The organism is Flavobacterium tistrianum (genome assembly GCF_003254545.1).
GTDB lineage: Bacteria > Bacteroidota > Bacteroidia > Flavobacteriales > Flavobacteriaceae > Flavobacterium > Flavobacterium tistrianum.
This window is the reverse complement of record NZ_QJRH01000072.1, coordinates 193,901-210,121: the sequence shown is the minus strand read 5'-3', so window position 1 is coordinate 210,121 and position 16,221 is coordinate 193,901. Positions and strand designations below refer to the sequence as shown.

General features: G+C 33.2%; 12 protein-coding genes. 9 read left to right on the top strand and 3 right to left on the bottom strand.

The features are described 5' to 3' along the window. The first annotated feature begins 66 nt into the window (after positions 1 to 66). The 8 genes from DMB71_RS17670 to DMB71_RS17635 all read left to right on the top strand — a co-directional run bounded on the left by DMB71_RS17670 (position 67) and on the right by DMB71_RS17635 (position 11,949). Entirely contained in the window at positions 67 to 3,483 is a 3,417-nt protein-coding gene (locus tag DMB71_RS17670; RefSeq protein ID WP_111368318.1) for a DUF4175 family protein, read from the top strand. Beyond that, a complete protein-coding gene (ybeY, locus tag DMB71_RS17665; protein ID WP_111368316.1) occupies positions 3,480 to 3,899 on the top strand; it encodes an rRNA maturation RNase YbeY in 420 nt (139 codons plus the stop codon). The genes DMB71_RS17670 and ybeY overlap by 4 nt, the downstream gene beginning before the upstream one ends. A gap of 532 nt (positions 3,900 to 4,431) precedes the next feature. Then, positions 4,432 to 6,303 (top strand): tRNA uridine-5-carboxymethylaminomethyl(34) synthesis enzyme MnmG, encoded by a 1,872-nt coding sequence (gene mnmG / locus DMB71_RS17660; RefSeq protein ID WP_111368315.1) that lies wholly within the window; start codon positions 4,432 to 4,434, stop codon positions 6,301 to 6,303. Positions 6,304 to 6,503: 200 nt separating this feature from the next. Beyond that, positions 6,504 to 6,974, top strand: a complete 471-nt coding sequence (locus DMB71_RS17655; protein WP_111368313.1) for a hypothetical protein — start codon at positions 6,504 to 6,506, stop codon at positions 6,972 to 6,974. Between the two features lie 81 nt (positions 6,975 to 7,055). Next, positions 7,056 to 7,904 carry a class I SAM-dependent methyltransferase gene (locus DMB71_RS17650; protein WP_111368311.1) on the top strand — a complete coding sequence of 283 codons (849 nt, stop codon included), beginning with the start codon at positions 7,056 to 7,058 and terminating at the stop codon, positions 7,902 to 7,904. A 236-nt stretch (positions 7,905 to 8,140) separates the two neighbouring features. Next, positions 8,141 to 8,725, top strand: a complete 585-nt coding sequence (locus DMB71_RS17645; protein WP_111368309.1) for an OmpH family outer membrane protein — start codon at positions 8,141 to 8,143, stop codon at positions 8,723 to 8,725. A gap of 104 nt (positions 8,726 to 8,829) precedes the next feature. Beyond that, positions 8,830 to 11,109 carry a helix-turn-helix domain-containing protein gene (locus tag DMB71_RS17640; protein WP_111368308.1) on the top strand — a complete coding sequence of 760 codons (2,280 nt, stop codon included), beginning with the start codon at positions 8,830 to 8,832 and terminating at the stop codon, positions 11,107 to 11,109. A 78-nt stretch (positions 11,110 to 11,187) separates the two neighbouring features. Then, entirely contained in the window at positions 11,188 to 11,949 is a 762-nt protein-coding gene (locus DMB71_RS17635; RefSeq protein WP_111368306.1) for a hypothetical protein, read from the top strand. A 42-nt stretch (positions 11,950 to 11,991) separates the two neighbouring features. On the opposite strand, the gene DMB71_RS17630 is transcribed toward DMB71_RS17635, so the two are convergent. Continuing rightward, the gene (locus DMB71_RS17630) at positions 11,992 to 12,429 is read right to left on the bottom strand and encodes a hypothetical protein (RefSeq protein ID WP_162614844.1); all 438 of its coding nucleotides are present in this window, start codon (positions 12,427 to 12,429) and stop codon (positions 11,992 to 11,994) included. Positions 12,430 to 12,549: 120 nt separating this feature from the next. Beyond that, positions 12,550 to 13,521: an HU domain-containing protein gene (locus DMB71_RS17625; protein ID WP_111368303.1), complete on the bottom strand. Its 972-nt coding sequence runs from the start codon at positions 13,519 to 13,521 to the stop codon at positions 12,550 to 12,552. 238 nt (positions 13,522 to 13,759) lie between these two features. Between DMB71_RS17625 and dprA the strand changes: the two genes are divergently transcribed. Beyond that, positions 13,760 to 14,860, top strand: coding sequence for a DNA-processing protein DprA (gene dprA, locus DMB71_RS17620; RefSeq protein ID WP_111368301.1), 1,101 nt, complete (start codon positions 13,760 to 13,762; stop codon positions 14,858 to 14,860). 262 nt (positions 14,861 to 15,122) lie between these two features. Here dprA and trpS read toward each other — a convergent pair whose 3' ends face one another. Continuing rightward, positions 15,123 to 16,097 (bottom strand): tryptophan--tRNA ligase, encoded by a 975-nt coding sequence (trpS, locus tag DMB71_RS17615; RefSeq protein WP_111368300.1) that lies wholly within the window; start codon positions 16,095 to 16,097, stop codon positions 15,123 to 15,125. Positions 16,098 to 16,221 lie beyond the last annotated feature (124 nt).

The window sequence follows — 16,221 nt, the reverse complement described above, 5'->3', positions numbered from 1 at the left end:
TTCTAATTGAACATTATCTAATTAATAATTACTACTTTTATAGGTTATAATTAAAAGAGATTTATTTTGAAGACATCATCTGCAATATATCAAAAGCTTGAGGCTTTCATTAAGAAATATTATACCAACGAATTGATAAAAGGGATCTTACTTTTTACCGGTTTTGGTTTGTTATATTTTTTGTTTACGCTTTTTGTGGAATACTTTCTTTGGCTAAAACCGTTGGGAAGAACTTTTCTGTTTTGGTTATTTGTGGGGGTTGAAGTTTTTCTTCTGGTGCGTTTAATTCTTTTTCCATTATTCAAGTTATTCAAACTTCAAAAGGGAATTGATTATAGCCAAGCTTCTAAAATTATTGGAAATCATTTCACAGAAGTGAGCGATAAGCTGACTAACTTTTTGCAATTGTCTTCTGAGAATAATGCTGAAAGTTCAGAATTGGTTTTGGCATCGATAGAACAAAAAGCAAATTCTTTACAACCAATTCCTTTTGGAAATGCCATCAATTTTAAAGCAAACAAAAAATATTTGCCATTAGCTTTAGTTCCAATTTTGCTTTTTGCAGTGTTTTATATTTCTGGAAATAGCAATGTAATTTATCAAAGTTTGAATAGAGTAGTTCATTTCAATTCAGCATTTTTGCCGCCAGCTCCATTTAAATTTGTGGTTCTAAATTCTAATTTACAAGCTGAACAAAACAAAGATTTCGTGATTAAAATGGAATCTGTTGGAAATGTAGTTCCTGAAAATGTCATGATTCATATTGGTGATGAAAGTTATTTTATGGAATCTCCACAAGCTGGAAAGTTTGAATTTAAAATTGAAAAGCCTTCTGAAAATATTCAATTTTCTTTTGAAGGAAATTCAGTTGTTTCAGAAGAATACGAATTGAAAGTTATTACAGTTCCATCAATCGCTAACTTCGAAATGGTTCTAAATTTTCCTTCTTATCTAAAGAAAAAATCAGAAACAATTCAGGGAACTGGAAACGCAATTGTACCTGAAGGAACAACTGTAACTTGGAAAATGAATACCAAATCTACTCAAGAAGTAGTATGGAAAAGAGATAATGAAGTATTTAAGTTCAATAAGACAGAAAATGAGTTTAAATTGGCTAAAAATATAAGTCAAAATACCGAATATCAAATACTTACGTCTAATGATAAGGTTAAAAACTACGAAAAACTAGATTATCAGTTATCTGTAATCAAAGATCAGTTTCCAAGCATTAATGTTGGTCCTGCACCAGACAGTTTGAAGCTAGATAAGAACTATATTTTGGGTAGATTAGGTGATGATTACGGACTTTCGAAATTACAAATTGTATACTACGAACGTAACAAACCACAATCTGCTAAGCGTGGAAACATTCCTGTTAAGACTGGAGTATTCGATCAGTTTGTTTTTAATTTTCCTAGTAACCTTCCAGTAGAAGAAGGAGTTTCATACGAATACTATTTTGAAGTTTTTGATAACGATGCACCACACGGATTTAAGTCTACAAAGTCTTTTACATTTTCAGATCGTGTAGCTACAACAGATGAAATTCAGGATCAGGAATTGCAACAGCAAAATAATAATATCAATAGTTTATCTAAATCTTTGAAGAACCAAACGAAGCAGATTTCAGAAATGGATAAGCTTCAAAATACAGGAAAAGAAAAAGATAATTTAGAGTTTAAAGATCAGCAGAAGATCAATGATTTTATCAAACGTCAGAAACAACAAGACGAAATGATGAAACAATTTTCTGAGAAAATGAATCAGAATCTAGATAAGTTCAAAGATGATAAGAAAGATAAAACAGCTGAAGATTTACAAAAGCGTTTAGATAATGCACAGAAAGATTTAGAAAAAAATCAGAAATTATTAGATGAATTAAAGAATCTGAATGATAAATTGAACAGTGAAGAACTGTTTGATAAGATGGAAAAATTTAAACAAATTAGTAAAAACCAATCTCGTAATTTAGAACAATTGGTTGAGCTAACCAAACGTTTTTATGTTTCTAAAAAAGCAGAACAGGTTGCTGAGAAACTAAACAAACTGTCAGAACAACAAGAACAGTTATCAAATAAAGAGAAAGAAAATACTAAAGAAAAGCAGGATGAAATCAATAAATCTTTTGATAAGATTCAGGAAGATTTAAAAGATTTGAAAGAGGAAAATAAGACTTTAAAGAAACCTTTAGATATTCCATCTGATGCTTCTAAAGAGAAAGATGTAGATAATGATTTGAATAAAGCTTCTGAGGAATTAAGTAAAAAGAATACTTCTGGAGCTAAGCCAAAACAGAAAAGCGCTGCAAAGAAAATGAAGTCTATGGCTCAGGAAATGCAGAGCGAGATGGAAGGCGGGGAACAAGAGCAATTGGAAGAAGATGTAGCAATGCTTCGTCAGATTCTGGATAACCTTTTGGCTTATTCTTTATCACAAGAAGATGTGATGAAACAGTTTAAAGCAATGAAATTAGGTTCTTCTACATTCACAAAAAACATCAAGATTCAGCAGAATTTGAAACAGCAATTTAGACATGTTGATGATAGTTTGTTTGCCCTTTCATTACGTAACCCAAAGGTTGCAGAAGATGTAACTAAAGAAATTGGAAACGTACAATACAATATGGACAAGGCTATAGAAACTTTAACCGATGTTCAGATTCCAAGAGGAGTTTCACACCAGCAATATGCGGTTTCATCTGCTAATAAGTTAGCCGATTTCTTAAGTGATTTATTGAACAATATGCAGATGTCTATGCCTAAACCGGGAGCAGGAAAACCTAAACCAGGAGACGGACAAGGAATGCAATTACCAGATATTATTCAGAAACAAAAAGGTCTTGCTGACAAGATGAAAGACGGAATGAAATCAGGACAACAGCAAGGTGATAAACCAGGTGAAGGAAAAGATGGAAAGTCTGGACAAGGACAAAGTGGTGAAGGAAAAGATGGTCAAGGAAAAGATGGCCAGGGAAAAGATGGCCAGGGAAACAAAAGTGGAGATAAAGGTTCTTCGGGTAAAGATGGAAAGAGTGGAAGAGGAGAAAAGAATGGTAATGAAGGAGAAGATGGAGAAGGCGATGCAGAAGCTATAATGGAAATATACAAAGAGCAAGTTAAGCTTCGTGAGGCTTTGCAAAAAGAATTAGCGAAGAAAGGTTTGGATGCTCAGGGCAGATCTGTAATAGATCAGATGAAGCAATCTGAAAAACAAATTTTAAATAAAGGTTTTAAGAATGAGAACTTGCAACGTATATTAAACATCCAACAAGAACTATGGAAATTAAACAATGCAGTTCAGCAGCAAGGTCAAGATACACAAAGACAATCTGAAACAAATAAAGCTGAATTTACAAATCGTTCGAATGCTTTACCGAGTTCACTATTGGAATATTTACACAGTGTAGAGATATTAAACAGACAATCACTACCTTTGCGCTCGAATTTTAATCAAAAAGTTCAAGAATACTTTAATACAAAATGATAAATTTTAATTACGAAACAGATTTTACTTTAGGAGACGAGCAGGCTTTTAGTGATTGGCTAAGTGCTGTGATTGTTTCTGAAGGAAAGAATGAAGGTGAGATAAACTATATATTTTGTGATGATGAATATCTTCATAAAATCAATGTAGAATATCTAGATCACGACACCCTAACAGATATTATTAGTTTTGATTATACAGTTGGTAACGAGTTAAATGGAGATATTTTTGTTTCTGTAGAACGTGTTGCAGACAATGCGAAAGACTTCAATGTTTCCTTTGCTGAAGAACTTAAAAGAGTGCTGTCTCACGGTATACTTCATTACTGTGGATACAAGGATAAGACTGATGAAGATGCTCAATTAATGAGAGCAAAAGAAGAAGAGAAAATGAAGATGTTTCACGTGGAACAGTAATTAAACCACTTTTTATTATAGGTATGTTCCACGTGAAACGTTTTCAAGTTTTAATTTTGCATAACGTTCCACGTGAAACATATTAGAGTTTATAAGTAAAAATAATAACGTTCCACGTGGAACGATATATATTAGATTTGATCAAGAGATAAATCGTTCCACGTGGAACGATTTATAGGTTTTGAATTTAAAGAATAAAACGTAATATTTCACACGGAACAATTCTTGAAGATTAAAATTTTGTAAAGAATAAAATAAAACGTTTCACGTGGAACATACTGAAAATTTAGAATGGAAGTTTAGAAATGTTTCACGTGAAACATTTTGATTTGAAGATTCTAATTTAAAGATTCTAATTTGATTCTAATTTGAAGATTCTAATTTGAGATTCTAATTTGAGATTCAGTTTGAACTTGGAACCTGAAATTTTAAACCTGAAACAAAAAAAAATAAGCGTTCCACGTGAAACAAGAAAAAGATAAAAGTAATTCTAGAAACCGCGTTAGTGGTTTTTGGAGAATAATAAAACAAAATGTTTTTAGAAGAATACGATGTTATTGTGGTTGGTGCAGGCCATGCCGGTTCTGAAGCTGCGGCTGCGGCTGCAAATTTGGGATCGAAAACTTTATTGGTTACAATGAGTTTGCAGAACATAGCACAGATGTCTTGTAATCCTGCGATGGGTGGAATTGCAAAAGGACAGATCGTTCGTGAAATTGATGCACTTGGTGGATATTCAGGAATTGTTTCAGATCGAACTGCAATTCAGTTCAAGATGTTGAACAAATCAAAAGGACCTGCAATGTGGTCGCCAAGAGTTCAAAGTGACAGAATGCGTTTCGCAGAAGAATGGAGAATGATGTTGGAGGCGACTCCAAATCTTGATTTTTATCAAGAGATGGTAAAAGGGTTGATTATCGAAGACGGAAAGATAAAAGGAATTAGGACTTCGCTTGGTGTGGAGATTCGTTCCAAATCTGTTGTTTTGACAAACGGTACTTTTTTGAATGGTTTGATTCATATCGGAGAAAAACAATTCGGTGGAGGAAGAGCAGGAGAAAGTGCAGCAACTGGAATTACCGAAGATTTAATCAAAGCAGGTTTTGAAGCAGGAAGAATGAAAACAGGAACGCCACCTCGAGTAGACGGACGTTCTTTAGATTATTCTAAAATGAACGAAGAAAAAGGAGATGCGAAGCCAGATAAGTTTTCTTATTCGGATGTGACTTCTCCATTAACGCATCAGCGTTCTTGTTACATGACGTATACGTCTTTGAATGTTCACGATATTTTGAGAGAAGGTTTTGATCGTTCTCCAATGTTCAATGGAAGAATCAAAAGTTTAGGACCAAGATATTGTCCGTCGATTGAAGATAAGATTAATCGTTTTGCAGATAAAGAGCGTCACCAATTATTTGTTGAACCGGAAGGATGGAATACTTGTGAAGTTTATGTAAACGGATTTTCAACTTCGCTTCCAGAGGATATTCAATTCAAAGCGCTTCGTTCTGTTGCAGGTTTTGAAAATGTGAAATTCTTTAGACCTGGTTATGCAATCGAATATGATTTCTTTCCGCCAACACAATTGAAGCATACTTTGGAAACGAAGTTAGTTGAAGGATTATATTTCGCTGGACAGATTAACGGAACAACGGGATATGAAGAAGCTGCTTCTCAAGGTTTGATGGCTGGAATAAATGCACATTTAAAAGTACATGAAAAAGATCCATTGATTTTAAAACGTGACGAAGCATATATTGGAGTTCTAATTGATGACTTGATTACGAAAGGAACAGAAGAACCATATCGTATGTTTACATCAAGAGCGGAGTATAGAACTTTGTTACGTCAAGATAATGCCGATTTCAGATTGACTCCAATGTCATACGAAATTGGTTTAGCTTCTGAAGCTCGTTTACGAAGAATGGAAAAGAAATTGAACGAATCTGAAAAAATGGTTCAATTCTTCAAAGAAACCAGTGTTACGATTGCAGAAACAAATCCGATTTTGGAAGCAAAAGAATCTGCACCAATTTCGCAAGGAGATAAAATGTTTAAGATTTTCTCTCGTCCGCAAATCGAGTTGGAAGATATGTTGAAGTTTGAAAAAGTTTCAGCTTATATCGAAGAGAATCAACTTGACGAAGAAATTGTAGAGCAAGCCGTAATTCAGGTTAAATATTCTGGTTATATCGAGAAAGAAAGAAACAACGCAGATAAATTGAATCGTTTGGAAGAAGTAAAAATTCCAGACAATTTCGATTATAACAAAATCAAATCAATGTCGATTGAAGCAAAACAGAAATTAAGCAAGATTCGTCCTGTAACTATTTCTCAAGCTTCAAGAATAAGCGGAGTATCACCAAGTGATATTTCCGTGCTTTTGATTTATATGGGAAGATAAAAATAGTTTACAGTCGCAGTTTTCAGTGTCCAGTTTTACTGCGACTGGAAAATTGCGACTGAATACTATAAATGTTCCACGTGAAACTATTTTTGGTATTCCTGTTTTTCAGAATCCAATATAAATCTAAAGTCTAAAGCCAAAAATGTAAAATTGTAGCTGTTCCACGTGAAACGTTTTTAATAAAAAGTAACTAAAACATGAAAGTTGTACGTCAAAATAGTTTTATAGAAAAGGAAAAAGAAACATTGTGGCAACTTCGAAATAACGGATATCCAATTCAGCTTGGTCATGAAACTTTTCAAGAATTCGATACTTATGTAAATGCGATTTTAGAAATGGATAATTATCTTTTGATTGATTCAAAAAATGAGATTCAAGGTTGGGCTTATACATTTTTTCGAGATGAAGAAATATGGTTTGCAATAATGTTGAATTATCAATTTCAAGGAAAAGGATACGGAAGAATTTTATTAGAAGAAATGAAAAAGAATAATGAAGATTTGAATGGCTGGGTAATAGATCATGAAAATGATTTCAAACGAAATAAAGAAAATTATAAATCACCATTAGAATTTTATGTTTTAAATGGATTTTCTGTTTTGAATGATATCAGGTTAGAAAATGAAAAAATATCAGCTGTTAAAATAAACTGGAAAAACAACAAATAACAAAGTAAAAATCCTAAAAACGATGCAATTTCGTTTTTAGGATTTGCTATAAATTAAACCCAATATCTATAAAATTAAAAAATGAACGTTTTAAATAAAAAACACTTTCTTACGGTAAAAGACCATTCTGTTTCAAAAGAAATTTTTGATTTGTATTATGATGAAGAATTAGATATGCTAATTACTTCTCCGCAACCCGAACTTCAAAATTTGGGAAGATATTACGAAAGCGAAGATTATATTTCGCATACAGACAACAAACGTTCGTTATTTGAAAAAGCATATCATTTCGTAAAAAACATAGCGCTTAAGAATAAATTGAATTTAATCAATAGCCAGCAACCGAATAAAGGAAAACTTTTAGATATTGGTGCTGGAACTGGAGATTTTCTTTTGACTGCAAAAAATGACGGTTGGGAAACCATTGGAGTAGAACCAAGCGATCGTGCTAAAAATATTGCTAAAGAAAAAGGGATTTCATTTGTAGAAGAAATTAGTGCTTTAGAAAGTAATTCTTTGGATGTAATTACTATGTGGCACGTATTGGAGCATGTTCCATATCTGGAACATCAGATCCAAGAATTGAAGCGTTTATTAAAACCAACTGGAACATTAATTGTTGCGGTTCCAAACTTCAAATCGTTTGATGCGGGTCATTATGAAACTTTTTGGGCCGCTTATGATGTGCCAATCCATTTTTGGCATTTTTCAAAAAAATCGATTCAACTGCTTTTTGAAAGAGTAGACATGAAATTAGAGAAGATACTTCCAATGAAGTTTGATTCGTTTTACGTAAGCCTTTTATCCGAAAAATATAAAACAGGAAAAATGAATTATATCAAAGCTTTTTTCATTGGATTAAAATCAAATTGGAAAGCGAAAAACACAAAAGAGTATTCATCGCATATTTATGTTTTGAAAAACAAATAAATTATAAAAAGCATCTAAAGCTATTTTGCCCCTAAAAGGCAAGATGGCTTTTTTAGTTGATATAAAATAAGACAAAAAGTATCTAAAATATAGCGATAAAGTTGGTTTATGGCTATATTTTTTTCGATAAATAAAAACAATATCATAAAATTTACGCATTTTTTAAACTTTATGTTGATGCTATTGATTTTTTTATATTTTTGTCTTCAATACTTAAAAAAATAGAATTATTAAAAATGAAAAAAGCATTAGTTATTATCGCACTTTCAGTTTTCGCAGTTTCTTGTAACAAAACAGCAGAGGTAAAGGAAGTAAAAACAGCTTACGTGGATACTTCGGTTTTGATGAAAGAATACACTGAGGCAAAAGATTTAGAGGCAAAGTACAAAGCTCAAGCGGAAGAAAAAGGTAGACAATTACAAGCTGAGATTTCACGTTTTAAACAAGACGCTGCTAATTTTCAAAGCCAAGCACAAGCAAACGGTCAAGCTTGGGCACAGCAAAGAGGTGCTGAATTGCAAAAAAGAGAGCAGCAATTAGGTTATGCACAACAAGCATTAGCTCAACAATTGCAACAAGAAAGTGGTGTTGAAATGGATTCTCTTGTTAGTGGAGTTAAAAAATTCATTAAAGATTACGGAAAGAAAAACGGTTACGCTTATATCTACGGAACTGGAGATGCAGCATCTATTTTATATGCTGAAGATAAATTTGATATCACAAAAGAGATCATTAAAGAATTAAATGATAAATACAAAGCTTCACCAAAGGCAGATGCAAAACCAGCAGCTGAAACAAAAGAAGGCGAAGCAAAAAAATAAAAAACTACCAAACTAACTAAATTACTGAAAACCTAAATCCACTAAGATTTAGGTTTTTTCTTTTTATAAAAATGCGGTAATTTTATTTCTTTAATACAAGCCCAATGCAGAACGTTTCAGAAGCGGCAGCTTACACTTTACAATTCATCAATCAGACTCAGAAATCTATTTTCCTTACGGGAAAAGCAGGTACTGGAAAAACTACGCTTTTACGCGAAATTATCGCGACAACGCATAAAAACACCGTAGTCGTTGCACCAACGGGAATTGCAGCTTTGAACGCTGGAGGCGTAACCATCCATTCCATGTTTCAGCTTCCGTTTTCTGCTTTTATTCCGTCTTACGATGCAAGCGCACAATTTACAGAAACTGTAAAGTTTGAAAACAAAGAATCGCTTCGTCGCCATTTCAAAATGAATAACGTCAAGCGAAATGTAATTAAAAACATGGAGCTTCTGGTAATTGATGAAGTGAGTATGATGCGTGCCGATTTGTTGGACGCGGTTGACTTTATGATGCAGACCGTTCGAAGAAACACACAACCTTTTGGAGGTGTTCAGGTTTTGTTTATTGGAGACTTGTTGCAATTGCCGCCTGTAATTCGTGATGAAGAATGGCGAACGCTAAAAAACTATTACCGTGGGAAATTCTTTTTTCATTCTCATGTTCTCCAAACGTATCCGCCGATTTACATCGAATTGTCAAAAATCTATCGCCAGACCGATGATGCTTTTATCTCAGTTTTGAACAATTTGCGAAATAATCAGATCACTCCAGAAGACATAGCGATTCTAAATCAGTATGTTAAGCCAGATTTTGACTTCAAAGAGAACAAAGGTTATATCACGCTTACTACTCATAATGCGAAGGCCGATTCTATCAACTCACAGTCAATCAATGATTTAGATGGAAAAGAATATATTTATACGCCATTTGTGGTTGGAGATTTCCCTGAAAAGATCTTTCCTGTCGAGGAAGAACTGAAATTGAAAGTCGGCGCACAGATCATGTTCGTCAAAAATGACTTGTCTTTTGAAAAGAGATATTTCAATGGAAAGATGGGTGTAATCAAATCGCTTTCTGACGAAGAAATCTTTGTTCACTTTCCAGAAGAGAATATGACGCTGGAAGTTGAAAAGTACGAATGGAAAAATATCCGATACAAAGTCAACGAACAAACGAAAGATATCGAAGAAGAAGTTTTAGGAACCTTTGCGCATTATCCGATCAAATTGGCTTGGGCAATTACGGTGCACAAAAGCCAAGGTTTAACTTTTGACAAAGCAGCGCTTGATGTGTCGCAAGTTTTTCTGCCTGGACAGGCCTATGTAGCACTTTCGCGTTTGCGTTCTTTAAACGGGCTTATTTTGCTTTCTCCGATGCAGATGAATGGTATTTCCAACGATCAAGATGTGATGGATTATGCTTTGAACCGCGCGACTGAGGAAACTTTAGAGAAGGCACTTCACTTCGAAACCAAAAATTTTATCCACAACTATTTGATAAACAGTTTTAATTGGGGAGAATTGGCGCAAGAATGGAGAAATCATCGTTTTAGTTACAACGAAAATGCAGCTGGCTCCGAAAAAACGAAACATGCGGTTTGGGCTCACAAACGGATGGAAATTATGGAACAGCTTTTAGATCCTTCGCAGAAATTCATTGCGCAACTCAATAAAATTTTCATCAAAGAAACAGTCGATCTGTTTTTTGTAAAAGAAAGAGTAGATGCGGCCTACGATTATTTCTTCAAAGCGATGGACAAATTGGTTGATGATCTGATTTATAAAATGGCTGAAATTCAAAAATTCAAAAAAGTAAAAGAGTTCTATGAAGAGCTTAACTTTTTGGATGATCTTCAAACCAAAGCAGTTTTGAGATTGATGAAAGCCAAATTGTTAATCGAAGTGGTTGTTGCTGGTGAAGCCATCAGTAAAGAAAAGCTGACATCGCCAAAAATTAAAAATTACAAAACCAACAAAGCGGAAAGAATCAGGGAAGAGCTGAAAACGACAAATACAGACATTTTTAGAACCGAAGAGCCCGTTATTCGATACAAATCACCTAAGAAAGAGAAAAACGAGCTTAAAACGGCTAAAAAAACGACAGTCGAAGAAACGTATGATTTATGGATGGATAAACATCCGGTTGAAGATATTGCGAGAATGCGTAAATTGAATGTTCAAACTATCGAAGGGCATTTGATAAAACTTATTCAATCGAAGAAAATCGAAATTACTGATGTTCTTCCGTATGATAAAATTTTGGCCTTGCGTGAAGCGTTTCAGTTTTATCAAGAAGAATCTTTGAGTGGTCTGAAAGAAAAACATGGCGATGAATTTACTTGGGACGAATTGAAAATGTTCAAAGCGAGCATAAATTGATTTTTATAGCGTCCTACGTGAAACATTGATTTCTGCTTTTCAAAATTCTAATTTCTAACGCCTTAAATTAATTTAGATATGAAAACATTTAAAATGTTACTAACAATTTTGGTATTTAATTCTTCGTTTTTGATTGCTCAAGCTTTGAAACCAGAATATCAAAAGTTCATTTCGAAATTTATCTTGGAGGTAAAAAACAACGATAAAGAAGCAATTGCAAAGCGAATAAAATTTCCATTCAAACGGGAATATCCAATTCCGCCAATAAAAGACAAGACAGATTTTGTAAAAAGATATAATCAGATTTTTGATAAAGTTCTGGTTGAAAAAATAACAAAATCAGATCCAGCAAAAGATTGGTCAGAAGTTGGCTGGCGTGGCATTATGCTAAATCGTGGAGACATGTGGATCGATATTGATGGAAGAATTATCAGCATCAATCATCAATCTGATGAAGAACAGAAAATGAAAAGTGCTTTGATTGTAACACAGAAGAAAAATGTAAATGCATCAATTTCAAATTTTAAAGAGCCAGTTGCCATTCTTGAAACTTCAAAATTTAAAATAAGAATTGATGATTTAGGAAATAATAATTACCGCTATGTTTCTTGGGGAATCAAAAATAAAATGACTGATACTCCAGATCTTGTAATTGAAAATGGTGCTTTTTTTGCCGATGGAACAGGGGGAAATCATCATTACGAATTCAAAAAAGGCAATTTCAAGTATGAATGTCATTTCATCGTTTTAGGCGAAAAAAATTCGGCGCCTGCGGCGTTAATAGTATATCAGTCCGGAAAAGAAATTTTATCTCAAGATGCAAAAATTGTTTCACGATAAACATTAAAAAAGCCTAATTCTCTTTTGAATTAGGCTTTTTACTTATATAGCTGACATCGCTTTTTCTAGCTCTTTTTCCTGCGTTATTTGAGTTAGTTTCAATTTTTGAATGCTTACCTCATTTTCTTTGGTTTTGATTCTCTGTTTTTGAATTTCTTCATCAGAAATAGTAGATGTTGTTATTTTGTTTTCAATTTTCTGATTGGCAAGTTCCAGTTTGCTGATTTTTTCTTTTGTCGATTTCAAGTCGCTTTCAGATTTTGATAGGGCTTTCTTTTTGCTTTCCAATAGCTTCTGTTCTTTTTTCAGCTGATCAAGTTTGTCGTCGAGTTTTTTATAATTTTCTTTTAAACTTTTTTGCGTTTCAAGATCAGCTTTTTGACGTTCTATTTCTTGTGCAGTGTTTGAAATTTGTTGAGCAAAGAAAGATTGTGAACTCAGTAAGAATAAGAAAATTAATGTTTTAAGAAATTTGTCCATGATGTATTTTTTTGAGGCTAATTTATCTGAAGAAATTATCAAAGATTGCCAGTCAAATTTTTTAAAATAACAGAATACGACAAAAAAAATCCCGTTCTTTTGAAACGGGATTTTTGTGATCTATAGATTTTCGACTAGTATCCAAGCTTGGGGATTTTCGCCCTTTTGTATTTCTTTTTGAGCTTGTTCTGCTTCTTTCATCGTAGCATAGCTTCCGTATAAAACAGGGAATAGTCCATGTTTGTTTTCTTTCAGCATTCTAGCTTTATAACCATCTTTAATTAGCTGGTTGTAAGCTTTTTTTGCATTTGCTTCACTTCTAAATGCACCAGCCATAATGTGATAAGGCATTGTTGTTTCGACAGTTTCAACTTTAGCCGAATCAACAGAAAGAGTTACAGCTGGAAGCGGACTTTTTATAAAGAAAGTGGCTTCTTGAATTTTGTTTTGTACTTTTTTCTGAACGGCTTGTTCTACAACAAGAGTTTGGTTATCAATTTGGTTTTGATATAACGGGTAACCAATGCTTCCTGTAATTCCAAGTCCTAAAACAAGAATTGCAGCATATCGCAAGAACGGATTTGAAGATTTTGTTTCTTCGTCATTTTCGTATAATAAAACAGCATCTTTTTCTTTTGCTGCTATCTTTTCAATTTTTTTCTCGAATGCCTCTTTTTTCACCATAGGAGAAACAAAAGGACTTAATCCAAAAGAAGTTGCCAGATAATTGGTCTGATCGTTTGGTTTGAAAATGATATTACTTTCAGAATTCAAACGTAGTTCTCCAATATTCTTTAAAAGAATTACTCCTTCTTCTTCCAATGTTTTTTTCCAGTTCAAAACCTCAAAAGCAATTGCGCTAACTGCAAAACCGTAAGATGTTTTTTCAGCTTGTGCAATGTGATTTGCCAATAATCCGTCATTATTTTTTATACGACTGTTGAAAGAAATGGTTTTTTTTGGAGGAAAAAACGAATTAGTGCTTTCATTTAGCTGCGCCGAATGTGTTTCGGTTAAAAATGCACCAAATCCTGGAACCGTTACACACTGATAACGATACAATAACTGTGAGATATATACTTCGATTTTCATATTAACAAAGTTAGCCAACGCGCATAGTTATCAAAATTTTATTCACAATTTTTATTAACAATTCGCAATTATTTTTAGACAATTCGTTTTCAATTAATTAGCCTATTGATTTTCCTTTACTAAAAAGGGATGAGTAATTTATTTTTTAATTTTATTAAGAAATTACATTGTTTTATAGATATTTGTGCTTCAAAAAAAGTAGATTTTTTAATTCTATTTTACATAATGTTAAAAAACAATGAACGATCAGGAATTATTTAGTTTACTTGCCTTATTGAAGGTTGATGGAGTGGGAGATATAATGGGTAAAAAATTGCTTAATTCATTTGGCAATGCTACTGCTATTTTTAAAGCGAAAAATTCGCAGTTGGCTGCGATTGATGGAATTGGATCTGTTCTATTGAAAAACCTGAAAGATAAAACTGTTTTTGAAAAAGCCGATAAAGAACTTTCATTTATAAAAAACAATAATGTTCAAGTTTCTTTTTTTCAAGATGAAAATTACCCAGAGCGTCTCAAACATTGCATTGATGCGCCAATTCTGATATTTACAGCTGGAAATTTAGATTTCAAAAACAAAAAAATAATCAGTATTGTGGGCACACGTCAGATTACTTCTTACGGAAACGATTTCTGTAGAAAGTTAATTGAAGATTTGGCTCCGTTAGATCCTGTAATTGTAAGTGGTTTTGCTTATGGCGTTGATATTGTGGCACATCAAGCGGCGATGGATCATAACTTGCAAACTGTTGGAGTTTTAGCTCATGGACTGAATCAGATTTATCCGAGGACCCATAAAAAATACATGGCAAAAATGGAAGAGAATGGTGGATTTATTACTGAGTTTTGGAGCGATTCAAATCCTGATAAAGAGAAATTTGTGCGCCGAAACCGCATTGTCGCTGGAATGACTGAAGCTACAATTGTGATAGAATCTGCTGATAAAGGCGGATCATTAATTACTGCAAACATGGCCAACGAATACAATCGTGATGTTTTTGCTGTGCCTGGAAGAGTTACCGATAAATATAGTCAAGGTTGTAATAATCTGATTAAAACCCAGAAAGCAAATGTATTAACAAGTGCCGCAGATTTGATTTATATGCTGAATTGGGATATTAAGGAAAAACCAAAAAGTATTCAGAAACAGTTGTTTGTGGAGTTAGAACCCGAAGAGCAAAAGATTTATGATTTTCTTCTGAAAAATGGAAAAGAATTATTAGACATCATTGCAATTGAATGTGAGATTCCGATTTTCAAACTATCTGGAATTTTGATAAGTATGGAATTAAAAGGCATTATTAGACCACTTCCTGGAAAACTTTTTGAATCAATTTAACGCAGAAAATCCTATATTTTATTTTCGTTTAAAATGTTTATACAATCGATATAAAATGTAAATCAATATTATGCCGAAAATTATATTTAGAACTTGAAATAGATACGGCGGGACATTATAATCTTCAATATACTTATCCATTTTTCTGTTTTTAAATGATTAATATACTTGAAGTTACAAAAAAATAATTAAAATAAACACCAAAGAAAAACGCTGACCAATTTTAAAATGATCAGCGTTTCTTTAAAAGATAGTTTTTGAATTATTTCTGAAATCCCAAAACTTCTCTAACTTTTGCTAATACACCATCAGCAATTACAGAAGCTTTTGAAGCGCCTTTTTTCAATAAAGCATCTACTTCTTCAAGGTTGTTGATGTAGTAATTGTATTTTTCTCTTTCGGTTTTAAATTTCTCGGTAATCAATTCAAACAAAGCTTGTTTCGCGTGACCATAACCATAATTTCCGCCTAAATAGTTTGCTCTCATTTGGGCAGTTTGTTCTTCGTTTGCTAACAATGAATAAATAGCGAATGCATTACAAGTATCTGGATTTTTTGGAGCTTCAAGAGGAGTCGAATCTGTTTCAATACTCATTACTTGTTTGCGTAAAGTCTTGTCATCCAAGAAAATGTTGATAATATTATTAGCAGATTTACTCATTTTTCCTCCGTTTGTTCCTGGAATCAACATAATGTTTTCCTGAATTTTTGCTTCTGGAAGTACAAAAGTTTCACCCATTTGGTGGTTAAAACGAGCCGCAACATCGCGAGTGATTTCTAAATGCTGCAACTGATCTTTTCCAACAGGAACAAATTCTGCATCATATAATAAAATATCCGCCGCCATTAACATTGGATAAGTGAAAAGTCCAGCATTAACATCGTCTAAACGATCGGCTTTATCTTTGAACGAATGTGCTAAAGTCAATCTTTGAAACGGAAAAAAACAGCTCAAATACCAAGTCAATTCAGTAGTTTGAACCACATCAGATTGTCTGTAAAACGTCACTTTTTCAGGATTTAAACCACAAGCAAGCCAAGCTGCAGCAGTGCTATAGGTATTTTCTCTTAAAGTTTTTCCGTCTTTAATCTGAGTGATTGAATGCAAATCGGCAATAAACAAATAAGATTCATTTGTTGGATCGTTTGATAATTCGATTGCCGGAATAATTGCTCCTAATAAATTTCCTAAATGCGGTGTTCCTGTACTTTGAACACCAGTAAGTATTTTTGCCATTCTCGTTTTTTTCTTAATTGCAAAGTTCGTGAAGTTTTTTATAACCGCAAAGCACACAAAGATTTTACGCAAAGCACGCAAAGATTTTTATTATGTTTTTTCAAAGATTTAAATGTGCTGCCAC